Annotated in this window: 12 protein-coding genes; 8 read left to right on the top strand and 4 right to left on the bottom strand. The window is 70.8% G+C overall.

The window, feature by feature from the left end; translation table 11 throughout:
- Positions 1-284: 284 nt before the first annotated feature.
- Entirely contained in the window at positions 285-1,388 is a 1,104-nt protein-coding gene (locus tag ACWCSU_RS42920; protein WP_449942304.1) for an ROK family protein, read from the bottom strand.
- 72 nt (positions 1,389-1,460) lie between these two features.
- On the opposite strand from ACWCSU_RS42920, the gene ACWCSU_RS42915 reads away from it, so the two are divergent.
- From ACWCSU_RS42915 to ACWCSU_RS42890, 6 genes are read left to right on the top strand one after another with little or no spacing between them, the layout of a single operon-like run.
- Complete coding sequence (locus ACWCSU_RS42915; protein WP_449942303.1) at positions 1,461-2,693, top strand: Gfo/Idh/MocA family protein; 1,233 nt, start codon at positions 1,461-1,463, stop codon at positions 2,691-2,693.
- Positions 2,690-3,931: an ABC transporter substrate-binding protein gene (locus ACWCSU_RS42910; protein ID WP_449942302.1), complete on the top strand. Its 1,242-nt coding sequence runs from the start codon at positions 2,690-2,692 to the stop codon at positions 3,929-3,931. Before ACWCSU_RS42915 ends, ACWCSU_RS42910 begins: the two co-directional genes overlap by 4 nt.
- A 29-nt stretch (positions 3,932-3,960) precedes the next feature.
- Entirely contained in the window at positions 3,961-4,821 is an 861-nt protein-coding gene (locus ACWCSU_RS42905) for a carbohydrate ABC transporter permease (protein ID WP_357708138.1), read from the top strand.
- The gene (locus tag ACWCSU_RS42900) at positions 4,818-5,624 is read left to right on the top strand and encodes a carbohydrate ABC transporter permease (protein ID WP_357708137.1); all 807 of its coding nucleotides are present in this window, start codon (positions 4,818-4,820) and stop codon (positions 5,622-5,624) included. The genes ACWCSU_RS42905 and ACWCSU_RS42900 overlap by 4 nt, the downstream gene beginning before the upstream one ends.
- 23 nt (positions 5,625-5,647) lie before the next feature.
- Positions 5,648-6,475 carry an endonuclease/exonuclease/phosphatase family protein gene (locus ACWCSU_RS42895; protein ID WP_449942301.1) on the top strand — a complete coding sequence of 276 codons (828 nt, stop codon included), beginning with the start codon at positions 5,648-5,650 and terminating at the stop codon, positions 6,473-6,475.
- An 11-nt stretch (positions 6,476-6,486) separates the two neighbouring features.
- Complete coding sequence (locus ACWCSU_RS42890; protein WP_449942300.1) at positions 6,487-7,674, top strand: GDSL-type esterase/lipase family protein; 1,188 nt, start codon at positions 6,487-6,489, stop codon at positions 7,672-7,674.
- 278 nt (positions 7,675-7,952) lie between these two features.
- On the opposite strand, the gene ACWCSU_RS42885 is transcribed toward ACWCSU_RS42890, so the two are convergent.
- Together ACWCSU_RS42885 and ACWCSU_RS42880 are read right to left on the bottom strand one after the other, a co-directional pair.
- Positions 7,953-8,651 (bottom strand): response regulator, encoded by a 699-nt coding sequence (locus tag ACWCSU_RS42885; protein ID WP_449942299.1) that lies wholly within the window; start codon positions 8,649-8,651, stop codon positions 7,953-7,955.
- Positions 8,648-9,880: a sensor histidine kinase gene (locus ACWCSU_RS42880; RefSeq protein WP_449942298.1), complete on the bottom strand. Its 1,233-nt coding sequence runs from the start codon at positions 9,878-9,880 to the stop codon at positions 8,648-8,650. Before ACWCSU_RS42880 ends, ACWCSU_RS42885 begins: the two co-directional genes overlap by 4 nt.
- A gap of 439 nt (positions 9,881-10,319) precedes the next feature.
- Here ACWCSU_RS42880 and ACWCSU_RS42875 point away from each other — a divergent pair, with 439 nt between their 5' ends.
- Both ACWCSU_RS42875 and ACWCSU_RS42870 read left to right on the top strand, forming a co-directional pair.
- Complete coding sequence (locus ACWCSU_RS42875) at positions 10,320-11,669, top strand: alpha/beta fold hydrolase (RefSeq protein ID WP_449942297.1); 1,350 nt, start codon at positions 10,320-10,322, stop codon at positions 11,667-11,669.
- A gap of 139 nt (positions 11,670-11,808) precedes the next feature.
- Entirely contained in the window at positions 11,809-12,009 is a 201-nt protein-coding gene (locus ACWCSU_RS42870; RefSeq protein WP_449942296.1) for a hypothetical protein, read from the top strand.
- On the opposite strand, the gene ACWCSU_RS42865 is transcribed toward ACWCSU_RS42870, so the two are convergent.
- The gene (locus tag ACWCSU_RS42865) at positions 11,986-14,496 is read right to left on the bottom strand and encodes an excinuclease ABC subunit UvrA (RefSeq protein ID WP_449942295.1); all 2,511 of its coding nucleotides are present in this window, start codon (positions 14,494-14,496) and stop codon (positions 11,986-11,988) included. The genes ACWCSU_RS42870 and ACWCSU_RS42865 overlap by 24 nt on opposite strands.
- Between the last annotated feature and the right edge of the window lie 280 nt (positions 14,497-14,776).

Genomic DNA, 14,776 nt, shown 5'->3' with positions numbered 1-14,776 from the left:
GAGCGTGTTCGGCGGGTCAAGCACAGTGACGACGTCCACGTCGATGACGCTACGCCACTCGCGTCACAGTGCTGCTGTGACATGCTGCTCGGCCGGCGGCGCGGTGGCCGGCACCACCGCCGGATCGCGCAGTGGCTTCGCCGGCCGCACCGGCATCTCCCCGCCCACCGTGTCCGGACGCTTCCCAGACAAATGAGGGCCGCGCCAAGGGGCCCGTCGTTGATGCCTGTGACCAGGGCGAAGACGGCCGCGAGCACAAGGGCACGGCGGGCCGCCTCGTCCGGTCACAGCCCGAGCCGTTCCCGCTCGACGTGGTCGAGTGCCATGCGGACCGCGCCGAGCGCGATGCTCTCCTCGCCGAACGTGGACAGCGTGACCTCGGGAGGGTTCAGGCACATCTGGGCCAGATGCGCCCGCATGCGCCCGAGCAGCAACTCGCCCGCGCGCGAGAACCCACCGCCCACGACGACCAGCTCGGGGTCCACCACGAGGACGAGCGCGGACGCGCCGCGCGCGAGCCCGTGCGCGAGCCGGTCCACCACCGCGAGCGCCCGCTCGTCGCCCGCCCGCGCCGCCCGGAAGACCTCCTCGGCGTCCCGTCCCGCCTCGGCGAGCACGACGGAGGAGTCCTCCCAGCCGGTCAGCGGCAGCCTGCCCAGCTCGCCGGCGCTCCCGGTGCGGCCGGTACGCAACCGCCCGTCGAGCAGCAGGCCGTGCCCGGCCCGGTACCCGGACAACACGTAGACGAGGTCCTCGACGTGCCGCGCGCTCCCCCGCCAGTGCTCGGCGACGGCCGCCAGGTTGGCGTCGTTGGCCGCGAACCCCGGGCAGCCGAACCATCGCCCCACCAGGCCGCCGAGGTCGAGCCCGGTCCAGCCGGGGATGAGGTGCGAGACCGACACCCGGCCGGACCGGTCCACGACGCCCGAGGTGCCCGCCGTGGCCGCCCACACGCCTCCGCGGGCCAGCTCAGCCGCCTCCACGCACGCGGTGGCGGCCCGCTCGGCCAGCGCGAGGCGTTCGGCGGCGGGCAGGTGCTCGTCCACGTCGAGCCGCCGCTCCTCGATCACGTCGCCGTCGAGGTCGGCCAGCATGGCGAGAATCCGCCGCGGCCCCACGTCCAGGCCGACGACGTGACCGGCCTCGGACCTGAACCTGAAGCGGCGGGCGGGCCGCCCGGCCCTGCCTTCGGTCGGCGCGGCCTCCTCCGCGAGCCCCCGCTCGGTCAGGTCGGACAGCGCCACCTCAGCCGTCTGCCGCGACAGGCCGGCGGCGCGTGCGAGCTGGGTCAGTGTCTGCGGCCCGCCCTGGCGCAGGGCGTGCAGGGTGGCGCGCGTGTTGAGGCGGCGCAGCAGGGCGGTGTCGTTGGTAACACCGAGACTTCTCATAAGGCCCCTTGACGGTAGGACTAAGCGAACTCTAGCTTTACGTCGCGTCTTCTCATAATTGGAGTTGGGGATATGCGACAGGTTGGGCTGGCCTTGGTCGGTGCGGGCGACCGAGGGACGAGATACACGCGATATGCGACGGCGGACGGCCGTGCCAGGCTCACCGCCGTGGCCGAGCCCGATCCGGGACGCCGGGAGGGACTGCTCGCCGAGCACCCGGACGCCGTGGGCTTCGGCGACTGGCGGGAGCTCGCCGAGCAGCCGCGGCTCGCGGACGCGGTGGTGATCGCGACGCTGGACGCCGGCCACGTGGAACCGGCGGTGCGCTTCGCCGAGCTCGGCTACCACATCCTGCTGGAGAAGCCGATGGCGATCCGGCTGGAGGACTGCCGCAGGATCGTCGCGGCCGCCGAACGGGCGGGCGTGTTGTTCGCCGTCTGTCACGTGATGCGCTACACGTCCTACACCCGCGGGGTGAAGGACGTGCTCGACAGCGGACGGCTCGGCGAGATCGTCAACATCGAGCACCTGGAGCCCGTCGGCTGGTGGCATCACGCCCACTCCTATGTGCGCGGCAACTGGCGCCGCACCGATCAGGCCACGTTCATGCTGCTGGCCAAATCGTGCCACGATCTTGACTGGCTGACGTACGTGATGGGCCGCCGGGTGACACGGGTGTCGTCGTTCGGCGGGTTGAAGCACTTCACGGCCGACAACCAGCCGGCGGGCGCGGCGGAGCGCTGCCTGGACTGCGCCGTCGCGGACACCTGCCCCTACGACGCGCAGCGCATCTACCTGCCCTTCGTGGGCGGCCAGGACCGCTGGCCGCTGACCGTGCTGAGCGAGGACACCACCGAGGCGGGCGTGCTGCGCGCACTGCGCGAGGGCCCCTACGGCAGGTGCGTCTACGCCTGCGACAACGACGTGGTCGACCACCAGGTGGTCAACCTCGACTTCGACGGCGGCGCGACCGCCTCGTTCACCATGACCGCCTTCTCCCCCAAGACCCCGCGCCAGACCCGCATCTTCGGCACACACGGTTCCCTCGAAGGGGACGGCGCCCGGCTCACCGTCACCGACTTCGTGACCGGGGACGTCGAGGTCATCGACACCAACCCGCCCGCGGACGGTCACAGCGGCGGCGACCAGGGCCTGGTCACGGCGTTCCTGGACGCCCTCACCCGCAACGACCCCTCCCCCATCCTCTCCGACCCCCGGGAAAGCCTGCACAGCCACGAGATCGCGTGGGCGGCCGAGGAAGCCCGCCTCACCGGAACCGTCGTCACCCTGAAGGAACCACGATGAAGAAGACCCTCTTGCTCGCCTGCGCGCTGACACTCGCCACGACCACCGCGTGCGGCGCCGACGAGGAGGAATCGCCCGCCGACGGACGCGGCCCGATCACCATCGTCGACACCCAGAGCCACGAGGCCGCGACCAGAAAGGTGATCGACGCCTGGAACGCGGCCCACCCCGACCAGCAGGTGACCCTGGACATCCAGCCCAAGGACGCCGACAGCCAGCGGCAGCGCCTGATCAACAACGCGCAGACCAAGTCCGACGCCATGGACGTCATCATGCTGGACGCCGTCTGGACGGCCGAGTTCGCCGCCAACCGCTGGGTGGACCCCATCGCCGCCGGCACGTTCAAGGCCGAGGAGTTCCTCGCCCCCACCCTGCAGACCGCCACCTACCGGGGCACCCTGTACGCGATGCCCTGGCTCACCGGGACCGGCCTGCTCTACTACCGCGGCGACCTGGTCGACAAGGCCCCCACGACCTGGGCCGAGATGAAGAAGACCTGCGACGAAGTGCTGCCCGGACACAAGGAGATGTCCTGCTACGCGGGCCTGCTCGACAAGTACGAGGGCCTGACCGTCTCCTTCTCCGAGGCCGTGCAGTCCGCGGGCGGCACCGTGGCCGACGAGTCCGGCGTGCCGCACCTGGACACCGACGCCGCCAAGGCGGGACTGGCCTTCCTCGTCGACGGGCTCAAGAGCGGCCTGATCCCCAAGGAGGGCATCACCTTCAAGGAGGACGAGGTCAAGAACGCCCTGCAGAGCGGCAAGGTGCTCTTCGCCCGCAGCTGGGCCTCGCTGTACGGCACCGCCAACGCCGCCGACAGCCCCGTGGCGGGCAAGGTCGGGGTCGCCCCCATTCCCGGCCTCGACGGCCTGGGCAGCGGCACCCTCGGCGGGGCGAACCTGGCGATCTCCGCCTTCTCCAAGCACAAGGAGACCGCCAAGGACTTCCTGGCCTTCCTCACCTCGCCCGAGCAGATGAAGACCTGGGCCACGGTCAACAGCACACCCGTCGCCCGCGCGGCACTCTACGACGACCCGGAGCTCGTCAAGCAGTACCCGTACCTGCCCTCCCTGAAGGACGGCATCGTCGCGGCCAAGCCCCGGCCGGTCGCCGTCAAGTACGGGGACGTGACCGCGGCGATCCAGAACGCCGTCTACCCGGCGCTGTCCGGCGAGGTGGCCGTCGACCAGGCGCTGTCCGGGCTGCAGCAGCAACTGTCGGGGCTGCTCAAGCAATGAGGCGCGGCTCGCGGTGGTTCACCGCACTGATGATCTCCCCGACACTGCTCGCCCTCGCCCTGGTGGTCCTGTACCCGCTGGTCGCGGCCGCGCGGGAGTCGATGTACGTCCGGGGCGAGGGCCTGGACGCCGACGGTTTCGTCGTCGAGGGCGAACGGTTCGTCGGCCTGGCGCACTACGCCGAGCTGGTCGGCGAGCGCTTCCTCAACGCCCTGGCCAACACCACGGTCTTCACCGTCGTCACCGTCTCGCTGGAGACCGTGCTCGGCGTCGCGATGGCGCTGGTCATGCACAACGTCCTGCGCGGCCGCGGCCTGGTGCGGGCCAGCATCCTCATCCCCTGGGCGGTGCCGACCGCCATCTCCGGCCTGATGTGGCGGTGGGTGTTCCAGGCCGACGGCGTGGCCAACGCCGTCATCGGCGAGAAGATCCTGTGGACCACCGAGGGCGTCCAGGCCAAGCTCGCCGTCGTCATCGCCGACACGTGGAAGACCGCGCCGTTCGTCGGGCTGCTGGTGCTCGCCGGGCTGCAGATCATCCCCACGATGGTGTACGAGGCCGCGAAGGTGGACGGCGCCTCGGCCTGGCAGACGTTCTGGCGCATCACGTTGCCGCTGGTCAGGCCCGCGCTGGTGGTGGCGGTCCTGTTCCGCATCCTCGACGCGCTGGCCATGTTCGACCTGCCGTTCGTGATGATCGGCCGGGGCAAGCTGTCCGTGGAGACCCTGTCGGCCCTGGTCTGGGACGAGGCCACCCAGCTCCGATACGGGTCGGCCGCCGCCTACGGGATCGTGCTCATCTCGTACGTGGCCGTGGTGGTGTTCGTCTTCGTCCGCCTGCTCGGCGCCGACCTGCTCGCCGACGCACGATCAAGGAAGAGGACGGCATGAAGAGGGCCTTGGGGGCCGGGCTCGTCGTGGTGTACTGTCTGGCGCCGTTCTACTGGATGGTCGTCTCCAGCCTGCGGCGCACCGGCGACATCTTCTCCACCACGCCCTGGCCGTCGCCGCCGTCACTGGAGAACTACACCGCGGTGTTCTCCGGGCACAGCGACTTCGGCCGGGCACTGCTCAACAGCCTGATCGTGTCGGCCGGCACCACCGCGCTGACGCTGGTCCTCGGCGTCTGCTGCGCCTACGCGCTGGCGCGGCTCACCTTCCGCGGCAAGAACCTCGTGCTCGGCCTGATCATGGGCACCTCGATGTTCCCCGGCGCGCTGCTGATCGTGCCGCTGCTCAAGCTCTTCACCGAGCTGGGCTGGATCAACACCTACCACGCGATGATCGTGCCGAGCATGTCGTTCGCGCTGCCGCTGGCCGTCTGGACGCTCACCGCGTTCTTCCGCCAGATGCCGCACGAGCTGGAGCAGGCCGCCACGATCGACGGCTGCACCCGCTGGGGCGCGTTCCGGCGGGTGATCCTGCCGATCGCCGCGCCGGGCGTGTTCACCACGGCCATCCTGGCCTTCTTCGCCACCTGGAACGAGTTCATGATCGCGCTGACCATGATCAGCAAGGCGGACATGCAGACCGCCACCGTGCGGGTGGCCCAGTTCGGCGGAGCCTCCGACTTCGACACCCCGTTCGGCACCCAGATGGCCGCGGGGGTCGTCGTCACGATCCCCCTCGTGATCCTCGTCCTGGTCTTCCAGAAGAGGATCGTCGCCGGGCTCACGTCCGGCGCGCTCAAGTAACCCCCGGAAAGGAACCCCCCATCATGAGCATCAGCAGGAGAGGTCTGCTCGGCGCCGGCGCCGTGGCGGCGGCCGGCGTCGGACTGGCCGCGATGCCCGCCTCCGCGACCGTGGAGAAGCGCAGGATCCGGCGCGGGGTCATCCGCGTGGCCACCTTCAACATCCACTACGGCGCCGGTCCCGACAACGTCTTCGACCTCCGGCACACCGCCGAGATGATCGAGGCCATCGACCCGGACGTCATCGGCCTCCAAGAGGTCGACAAGCACTTCCGCGCGCGCAGCGAGTGGCTCGACACCGCCGGCGAGCTGGCCGGCATGCTCGGCATGCACCAGGCGTACGGCGCCAACTACGACCTGGACCCGCTGGAGCCGGGCCGGCCGCGCAGGCAGTACGGCACCGCGTTCCTGTCCCGCTGGCCGATCCTCGAATCGAGCAACACCCGCCTTCCGCAGTACACCGGCAGCGAGCCGCGCGGCCTGCTGGAGGTCGTCGTCGACATCCAGGGCAAGCAGGTACGGCTGGGCAACTCGCACATGCAGCACACCAGCGACGCCGAGTGGCAGGAGCAGGCCGACGCCATCACGGCCCGGCTCGCCCAGTCGGCCCAGCCGGTCATCCTGCTCGGCGACACCAACGCCGTTCCGTCCTTCCCCGGCATCAAGACCTTCACCGACCGGTACGACGACGTGTGGGCACGGGTCGGCGTGGGCCCCGGCCTGTCGGCGGCGAACACGTGGCGCTTCGACTACGTCTTCGTGCCCAAGGGCTCCGACGTGCGCTCGGCCTGGCTGGTGAGCACCGACGCCTCGGACCACCTGCCGCTGGTCACCGACCTTCTGCTCCCGTGAAGAACGCCTCCATGACCCCCCGGCGCCTGCTCACCGCGTTGCTCGGCGTCGCGCTGACCGCGCCGATCGCGCTTCCCGCGCGGGCCGGCGGGCACTGGGCCGACGCCTGGGCCACCTCCCTGCACTCCTCGGCCGCCGCCGTCGTGCCGCCCGCGTACGAGAACCAGAGCATCCGCATGGTCGTACGGATGCGCGGCGACGGCGACCAGGTGCGCGTCCGGCTCTCCAACCTCCATGGCGACCGGCCGGTGACCTTCGGCGCCGCCACCGTGGCACTGCGCAGCTCCGGCCCGGCGCTGGCCGAGGGCACACTGAGGCGGCTCGCCTTCGGCGGCGCGCCCTCGGTGACGGTCCCCGCCGGTCAGGACGTCTCCAGCGACCCGGTGGAGCTGAAGGTCAGGAGCGGCCAGGACCTGGCCGTCAGCATCTACCTCCCGGACGCCACCGGGCCGGCCACCTGGCACCGCTCCGCCGTGCAGACCAACTACCTCACGACCGGCGACCACACCGCCGACGAGGACGGCGGCTCGTTCACCACCACGGTGAGGAGCTGGCTCTTCCTCAACGCGGTCGCCGTCACCCACGGTCCCACGCACGAGACGCTGGTCGCGCTCGGCGACTCCGTCACCGACGGCTCCGGCACGGCCGTCGACGGGTTCGAGCGCTGGCCGGACCATCTGGCGGCCCGGCTCGCCGCCGTCCCCGGACGCGACCCCGCCGTCGTGAACGTGGGCATCGGCGGCAACCGCGTGCTGGCCGACACCGCACAGGACGGCCTGAGCGTGCTGAACCGGCTGGAGCACGACGTGCTCACCCGCGACGGCCTGAGGTACGTGCTGCTCCTCGAAGGCACGAACGACCTGCGCAACCGTGCCACAGCCGGCCGGCTCGTCACCGCCTACCGCCAGATCGCCGACCGGGTGCACGCGGCGGGCGCGCGGATCATCGGCGGGACGCTCCCGCCGCTGAAGGGCAGCGCCGGGTACGACGAGGCGTTGGAGGCCGAACGCCAGGCCGTCAACACCTGGATCACCACCGGCGGCGCGTTCGACGGGGTCGTGGACTTCGCGAGCGCGCTGGCCGACCCCGCGGACCCACTGCGCTACCTGCCCGCCTACGACCGGGGCGACCACATCCACCCCAACGCCGCGGGCTTCGCGGCCATGGCCGCCGCCGTGGACCTCGACCTGCTGCGCTGAACCCGGCCGCGCTGAACACAGCCGCGCTGAACACCGGCGGGCGGGATGCGCACACCGCGCCCCGCCCGGTCCGGCGGCCCTCGCGCAGCCAGCCACGCGCCTGGACGAACAGCGGGTAAAGCTCGGGGCTGAGCAGGCCGGAGCCGGTGGCGACGGCTCCGCGGCCCGCAGTGACTGCGGGTCGGTGATCCCCACGCTGGGTTCCGGCGCCTGGGGGGCGGGAAGCCGTAGGGAAGTGCCTCACTTGAGGGGGCCTCGAACCGGTGAGTTGCGGGGCATCAGGTGCGGTCTCCGGCTCCAGGGACGATCAAGCCGGTCTCGTAGGCGATGACCACGGCTTGGGCGCGGCTGGACAGCTTGAGCTTGGCCATGAGGCGGCCCAGGTGGGATTTGACGGTGGCCTCGGCGATGTTCAGGCGGGTGGCGATCTGCTGGTTGGTCAGGCCCTGGCCGACCAGGTGGAGCACGGCGGTTTCCTGGCTGGTGAGCCGGGCGAGTTCCTCTGGCCGGCGCCGGTCGGGTTCGGGCGCCGTGACGAAATGGTGGACCAGGCGCCGGGTGACGCTGGGCGCCAGCAGCACCTCGCCGCGGGCGACCGTGGCGATCGCGGCCAGCATCTGGTCGGCGGGGGTGTCCTTGAGCAGAAATCCCGAGGCGCCGGCGCGCAGGGCGGCGAAGACGTGTTCGTCCAGGTCGAAGGTGGTCAGGATGAGGATCTTCGGTGCCGGGCCGGCGGCGTGGGCGAGAATGTGGCGCGTGGCGGCGACGCCGTCCAGGTTGGGCATGCGGATGTCCATCAGGATGACATCCGGGGCGGTCGCCGCGGCCTGGGCGATGGCTTCGTGGCCGTCGGCGGCCTCGCCGACGACCGCGAGAGCGGCGTCGGTGCGGAGGAGGGCGACCAGGCCCGCGCGGACCAGGGCCTGGTCGTCGACGACCAGGACGCGGATCCCGCGGTCGGTGTCGGGGCCGGTCATCGGGGTGCCCCGGGTCGTGGTGCGCTCTGCTGCGGGTGGGCCGTGGCGAAAGCGGGCTCGGCGAGTGGGGAGGCGGGCAGGTGCGCGGTCACGGTGAAGCCGCCGTCCGTACGTGGGCCGGCGGTGAGGGTGCCGCCGTAGAGGGTGACTCGTTCGCGCATGCCGATCAGGCCGTGCCCGTCGGCGCTGCGCCCGGTGGTGGCCGGGCCGTTGTTGCCGACCTGCAGCGTGACCGCGGCGGGCTGGTAGTTCAGGGTGAGGGTCACGTCGGCGTGTGGGGCGTGTTTGAGCACGTTGGTCAATGATTCCTGGGTGATGCGGTACAGGCACCGGTCCACGCCGGGCGGCAGCGGGCGTACCTGACCGGAGGTTTCCCGCCGGATCGACAGGCCGGACAGGCGGGAGCGTTCCAGCAGCGTGTCCAGCTGGGCCAGCCCCGGCTGCGGGGCGTAGGAGTCCTCGCCGGTGTCGGACGTGAGGCGCAGTACCGACAGCATGTTCCGGAGTTCGGCCAGTGCCTCGCGGGTGGTGGCGGCGATCGCGGTGAACGCTTCGCGTGCGGCGTCGGGCTCGGTGTCGATCAGGCGGCCGCCGGCACCGGACTGGATCGAGACGACCGACAGGTGGTGGGCGACCACGTCGTGCAGTTCCCTGGCGATGCGCACGCGTTCTTCGGCGACCGCTCGCAGGGCTTTCTCCTCGCGTTCGATCTCCAGGTGGCGGGCGTGCTCGATGAGGTCCTGGTGGCGCAGCCGGCGGCTGCGCACCCCCTCCCCGATGGCCCAGGCCGCGCCGAGCTGAAGCGCGTTCTCGACCAGGCTTTTGACGATCGCGAAGGTCAGTCCGGACCTGATCAGGTCGGGAACGAGGATGCCCGCCATCAACACCAGGGCCAGGACGCCGTCGCGGTAGCCCTCCCGGCGGTAGGCCGCGACGGTGTAGAGGCTGACCAGCACCGGCGGGGCCTGGAATCCGTTGGGGTAGCCGGCCAGGCCGCAGCCGATCAGGCCCGCCGCGATCACCGCGAGGACGGGGACGGGGTGGCGCCTGCGCAGCACCAGCGGCGCGCTGGTGAGCACCGCCAGCAGGTACGCCAGCACGACCGGGTCATGGGCGGACGAGGCGGCCTGCGTCACCGCCAGCGCGGTCGACACACCGGCCAGCAGGCTGTCGGCGACCATCACCGGCAAGCCGCGCCACCAGCGGCCCCATCGTCGCACCACGTTCATGAGACGAAGGTAGCCGCCAGCGTGACCCGCTTTGTCCTCCTTTGGGAGGAGTCGTCGTTAGGGCAGCGGTTGCAGAGAAGCGGGCGGTTGGTGTGCCGGTGGCAGGGCCCGGATCGACCTTCCGCACGATGTCCAGGGGCTGGTCAGGCCCCTAGTTTGGATACAGCCGGTGATCAATGATCAACAGGGGGCACCCCTGAGACCGGACACATCATGACCGGAGCGTCGGAATTCGACGCGTGCCGGATCCGCAGAAAACAACCCCTTCACCAAGGAATGACCCATGCTCCTCATCAAGAGTGGAACGGCTGCCGCAGTAGCACTCACGGCCGGAATCGGATTGGGCGCCGCCGGACCGGCGCAGGCGGCCACCCCCCTGGACCGCTTCCATCATCAGACGATCACCTGGCGCGCCTGCGCAACCGGACCCGGCGATCAGATGGGCGAACAGATGGACGCCGCCGGTGCTCGATGCGCCACCGTCCTGGTCCCGATGGACTACCGCAGACCGCAGGGGCGGACCCTCTCCATCGCGCTCTCCCGGATCAAGGCCACCGATTCCTCCCGGCGCCGCGGCGTCCTGCTGCTCAACCCCGGCGGGCCGGGAGGCTCCGGCCTCCCGATGACGCTCCTGGGCAAGGAGATGCCCGAGGTCGCGGCCCGTTACGACCTGATGGGCATGGACCCTCGATTCGTCGGCCGCAGCACGCCGATCAGCTGCCGGTGGCAGACCGACACCTTCCTCCGCTCGGCGGGACCCGACCGGCGTGCCTTCGATGAGGGGGTGCGCCTCGCCGAACAGTTGGCGGCGGGCTGCGCCAAGGGCAATCTCCAGACCCTGCCGTACGCCACGACCAGGAACACCGCCCGCGACATGGACGTGATCCGGGCCGCGCTCGGCGAGCAGAAGCTGTCCTACCTCGGCTACTCCTACGGCACCTACCTGGGCGCGACCTACCTGCAGATGTTCGGCTCGCGGGCCGACCGGGTGGTGCTCGACAGCGCCGTCGACCCGCGGGTGTACGGCCCGCGCATGTTCTCACGCGCCGCCCCCGCGATCGACGCCGCGCTGCGGCGCTGGGCGTCCTGGGCCGCGTCACATGACAAGGAGTACGGGCTGGGCGGGACACGTGACGCCGTCCTGGCGACCGTAGAGAAGATCAACCGGCATCCCGTGAAGATCAGCGGATACCGCGTCGATGCCCATGTCGTGCCGTACTGGCTGTTCGCACGCCTCTACAGCGACGGCCCGCAGTCCTTTGCCGTCCTCGCCGAGGAGGCGCGGGCGCTGAGCCGCGGCGGCGAGACACCGCCGCCCGCCTCGCTGAAGGAGTTCCTCGACGGCCTGTTCACCGGCGCCGGAGATGCCTCGGACCGGGCGGGCACGGCGATCCTGTGCGGTGACCGGGCCGCACCCCGCGACCCGGCGACCTACTACCGCGACATCCAGCGGCACCGCACGGCCGAACCACTGTTCGGACCGCTCGTCCGCAACATCTCCCCGTGCGCGTTCTGGCCGGTCAAGCCGCTTGAAGCGCCCACGAGGATCGGCAACTCCGTACCGGCGCTGATCGTCGGCGCGGCCGGCGACCCCGCGACGCCCTATCCGGGCCAGCAGGCCATGCACCGGGCGCTGACCGGCTCCCGCTTGATCACATTGAACGGCGCCTTCCGCCACGGCGTCTACCTCGCGGCGGGCAACGCCTGCGTCGACACCAAGGTCACCAGCTACCTGGTCGACGGTGTCCTGCCCGGTGAGGACGTCACCTGCGGCCGCCCGGACGTCTGACACGTTCGCGCCCCACCACCAGCCGTCCCTGCCGGAACCGGGCCTCGAAGCTCTCTACGCTGACCTCGCTGAACCGGCTGCACGAGATCCCTCGCGCCGTCGTGGACGACGTCGCGCCCCCTGGGAGCCGGCGACGACGGTGCGCAAGATCCGCGCCGGGGCCGACGCGCACCCCGATCGACTCGTCGGGGAAGCCTTTCGCGCCGGTGCCGTGTGGCAGAACTCCAACGCCCCCGGCCGGCTCGGCCGCAACCTCCTGGAAGGGCTCATCGTCCTCGACGACCTGTTCCAGCACGGCATCGCGGCCTGGTGTCCCTCACAACCACTGTGCGTCTGGTGACACGGTCCCGAGCCGCGGCCCTTCCAGGAGCGGCAGGCCCGCCGCGTACCGCCGCAAGAAACCGGCGGTCGGGGTGTTCGCGGTCGCGACGGCGTCCGGGGTGCCCTCCGCGACCACCGCGCCCCCGTCCGGACCGGCTCCCGGCCCCAGGTCGATCACCCAGTCCGCGGACGCGGCGACGGGGATGTCATGTTCGGCCACGACGACGGTGTTGCCCGAGTCGAGCAACACGTCGAACGCATCCACCACACGCTGGATGTCAGAGGGGTGCAGGCCCGAGACGGGTTCGTCGAGAACGACAAGACCGGCCTTGCGGCCCGCGGCACCGCGCTGGATGGCGGACGCCAGCTTCAGCCGCTGCGCCTCGCCGCCGGACAACTCCGTGGCGCTCTGGCCGAGCTGCAGATAGCCGAGCCCGACCTGGTGCAAGGCTCCCAGGGTTTCGGCGAGTTGCCGGGGTTCGGTGAACTGCTCCACCGCCTCGGCGACGGTCAGCTCCAGCACCTGATCGATGGCCAATCCCTGGTACTTGATCTCCAAGGCCTCCGGCGTGTAGCGCCGCCCCTGGCATGCGTCGCAGACCACCCACACATCCGGCAGGAAGTGCATGTCGACCAGCTTGCGGCCATAGCCGGTGCAGGGTTCGCAGCGGCCACCGCCCGCGGTGTTGAAGCTGAACCAGGACGCGTTGACCCCACGTGCGCGTGCCATGTCGGTTTCGGCGAACAGCTTACGGACGACGTCGAACGCCTTGCTGTAGGTGGCCGGGTTGGATCGCGGCGTGCGCCCGAGCGGTTCCTGATCGACGACGGCGACCCAGTCGAACCCCTCCAGGCCGGTCACCTGTCGCACGGCGTCGATCGTCGTCCCGTTCAGAGCCGCCTCCACGCTCGCCGCGAGCGCGCCGAGCAGGCTGCTCTTGCCGCTGCCGCTCACCCCGGTCAGGCAGGTGAGCCGGCCGGCGGGGAAACGCACCACCTCTGCGGTCACGTTGTGCGCACGCAGGCCGTGCAGCTCCACCCAGCCGGTGTCATCCCCGGCCGGACGGCAGGTCCGGCGCAGCCGTGGCCCCTCACCGGCCAGGTAGCGTCCGGTCAGTGACGTGGGGTGGGCGGCCGCGTCGGAGGGAAGCCCCGACACCAGGATCTCACCGCCGAGGCGGCCCGCTCCGGGCCCCATGTCGATCACCCAGTCGGCCCGGGCGATCAGTTCGGGGTCGTGCTCGACCAGGAGCACCGTGTTGCCGGCCTTGCGCAGCTCCAGGGCGATGTCGAGCAGGTGCGCCTTGTCCGCCGGATGCAGCCCGGTCCCGGGCTCGTCCAGGACGAAGACGATGCCGCTCAGCTCGGTGCTGAGCTGCGCGGCGAGCCGGGTTCGCTGCAACTCGCCCCCGGACAGTGTCGCCGCGCTCCGGGACAGCTGGAGATGGGCCAGGCCTAGGCGGTCGAGGATCCCGAGTCTGCGGCCCAGGTCCTGCAGCAGCGGCTCACCCACCTCGCGCTGCCGGGCGTCCAGGTCGCCGGCCACCCGCTCGGCCCAGCTGCGTACCTCCCGTACGTCCACCTGGAGCAGGTCGGGAAAGGTCAGCCCGCCGAGCCGCACGGACCGGGCCACCTGGTCGTACCCGCTGCCGCCGCAGGTGCCGCACGGCTGCTTGCGCATGTACGGCAGGTAGCGCTGCTTGGCGCTGGCGGTCTGGGCGTTCAGGAACACCCGCTCCACCTCGGCCAGCGCCCCCCGCAGCGGCTGGCTGGAGGTGTAGGTCACCGAGACCGTCTCCTTCTTGCTGGTCATGTCGACGGTCGCCTCGACCTTCTCCTCACCTGTGCCGTACAGCACGCAGTGGCGGAACTCCTCCGGCAGCGACCGCCATGGCAGGCCGAGGTCCACGCCGCGCTTGTCGGCGAGCGCCGGTACGAACGCGTGCTCCCCCGACCGCCACTTGGCGTACCAGGGCGAGGCCCCCTCGAAGAGGGGAAGCTCCGGATGGGTGATGATGAGGTCCTCCTGCGCCCGCCAGCGCCCGCCCACGCCGTGACAGTCCGCGCAGCCGCCTTCCGGGGAGTTGCGATCGAAATGAGCGGTTGTCAGAGGCCCGTTGACGCTCTGCGCCGCCGGGTCCGCGCCGATCCCCGGAAGGCGCGAGTACAGCAGTCCTAGATGCCCGTCGATGCCGGTGATCGTCGCGACCGTGGACCGGGGGTTGCGGTTCAGGCGGCGCTGGTCGACTGCGAGCGTCGCGCCGAGTCCCAGGATGCGGTCGACCTTCGGCCGATTGCGCTGGGTGATGTACTGCCGCACGAACGGCGAAAGCCCCTCCAGGTACCGCAACTGGGCCTCGTTGTGCAGGGTGTCGATGGCCAGCGAGGTCTTGCCGCTGCCGCTCACCCCGGTGAAGGCGGTGAGCCACCCTTTGGGGATGCTCACCGACACGTCCCGCAGATTGTTGGTACGAGCCCCCACCACCTCGATGGCCTCTCGCCCCATACTGGCGACGTCCCGTACGAACGCAGTCAACCTTGATCCACCCTCTCGCAACACAGCAGAACACGGGCGGACGGACTCCCACCCATGTCGAACAAGTTGATTCCGCCACTACGCGGCCGTTTGCGGGAGGCTTCGAGGAGAGTCTCAAGCTCCTTGTGCTCCTCGGGCGTTTCGCGCATTGAGGTCCTTGTCTATCCATGAGGCCCCCGGTCCACACCCACATCGGCGCCGACCGGTGCATTGATGATCACTCTGAAACCCGACGCCTTGTGTCATGTTT

Source organism: Nonomuraea sp. NPDC001699 (assembly GCF_053596455.1).
The sequence above is the reverse complement of the archived record's forward strand: the minus strand, read 5'-3'. Positions and strand labels throughout refer to the sequence as shown.

What these genes read in the sequence shown, in the direction of transcription:
- ACWCSU_RS42920 (WP_449942304.1), bottom strand. Translation starts at nt 1,388, where the DNA reads ATGAGAAGTCTCGGTGTTACCAACGACACCGCCCTGCTGCGCCGCCTC.
- ACWCSU_RS42915 (WP_449942303.1), top strand. Translation starts at nt 1,461, where the DNA reads ATGCGACAGGTTGGGCTGGCCTTGGTCGGTGCGGGCGACCGAGGGACG.
- ACWCSU_RS42910 (WP_449942302.1), top strand. Translation starts at nt 2,690, where the DNA reads ATGAAGAAGACCCTCTTGCTCGCCTGCGCGCTGACACTCGCCACGACC.
- ACWCSU_RS42905 (WP_357708138.1), top strand. Translation starts at nt 3,961, where the DNA reads ATGATCTCCCCGACACTGCTCGCCCTCGCCCTGGTGGTCCTGTACCCG.
- ACWCSU_RS42900 (WP_357708137.1), top strand. Translation starts at nt 4,818, where the DNA reads ATGAAGAGGGCCTTGGGGGCCGGGCTCGTCGTGGTGTACTGTCTGGCG.
- ACWCSU_RS42895 (WP_449942301.1), top strand. Translation starts at nt 5,648, where the DNA reads ATGAGCATCAGCAGGAGAGGTCTGCTCGGCGCCGGCGCCGTGGCGGCG.
- ACWCSU_RS42890 (WP_449942300.1), top strand. Translation starts at nt 6,487, where the DNA reads ATGACCCCCCGGCGCCTGCTCACCGCGTTGCTCGGCGTCGCGCTGACC.
- ACWCSU_RS42885 (WP_449942299.1), bottom strand. Translation starts at nt 8,651, where the DNA reads ATGACCGGCCCCGACACCGACCGCGGGATCCGCGTCCTGGTCGTCGAC.
- ACWCSU_RS42880 (WP_449942298.1), bottom strand. Translation starts at nt 9,880, where the DNA reads ATGAACGTGGTGCGACGATGGGGCCGCTGGTGGCGCGGCTTGCCGGTG.
- ACWCSU_RS42875 (WP_449942297.1), top strand. Translation starts at nt 10,320, where the DNA reads ATGGGCGAACAGATGGACGCCGCCGGTGCTCGATGCGCCACCGTCCTG.
- ACWCSU_RS42865 (WP_449942295.1), bottom strand. Translation starts at nt 14,496, where the DNA reads ATGGGGCGAGAGGCCATCGAGGTGGTGGGGGCTCGTACCAACAATCTG.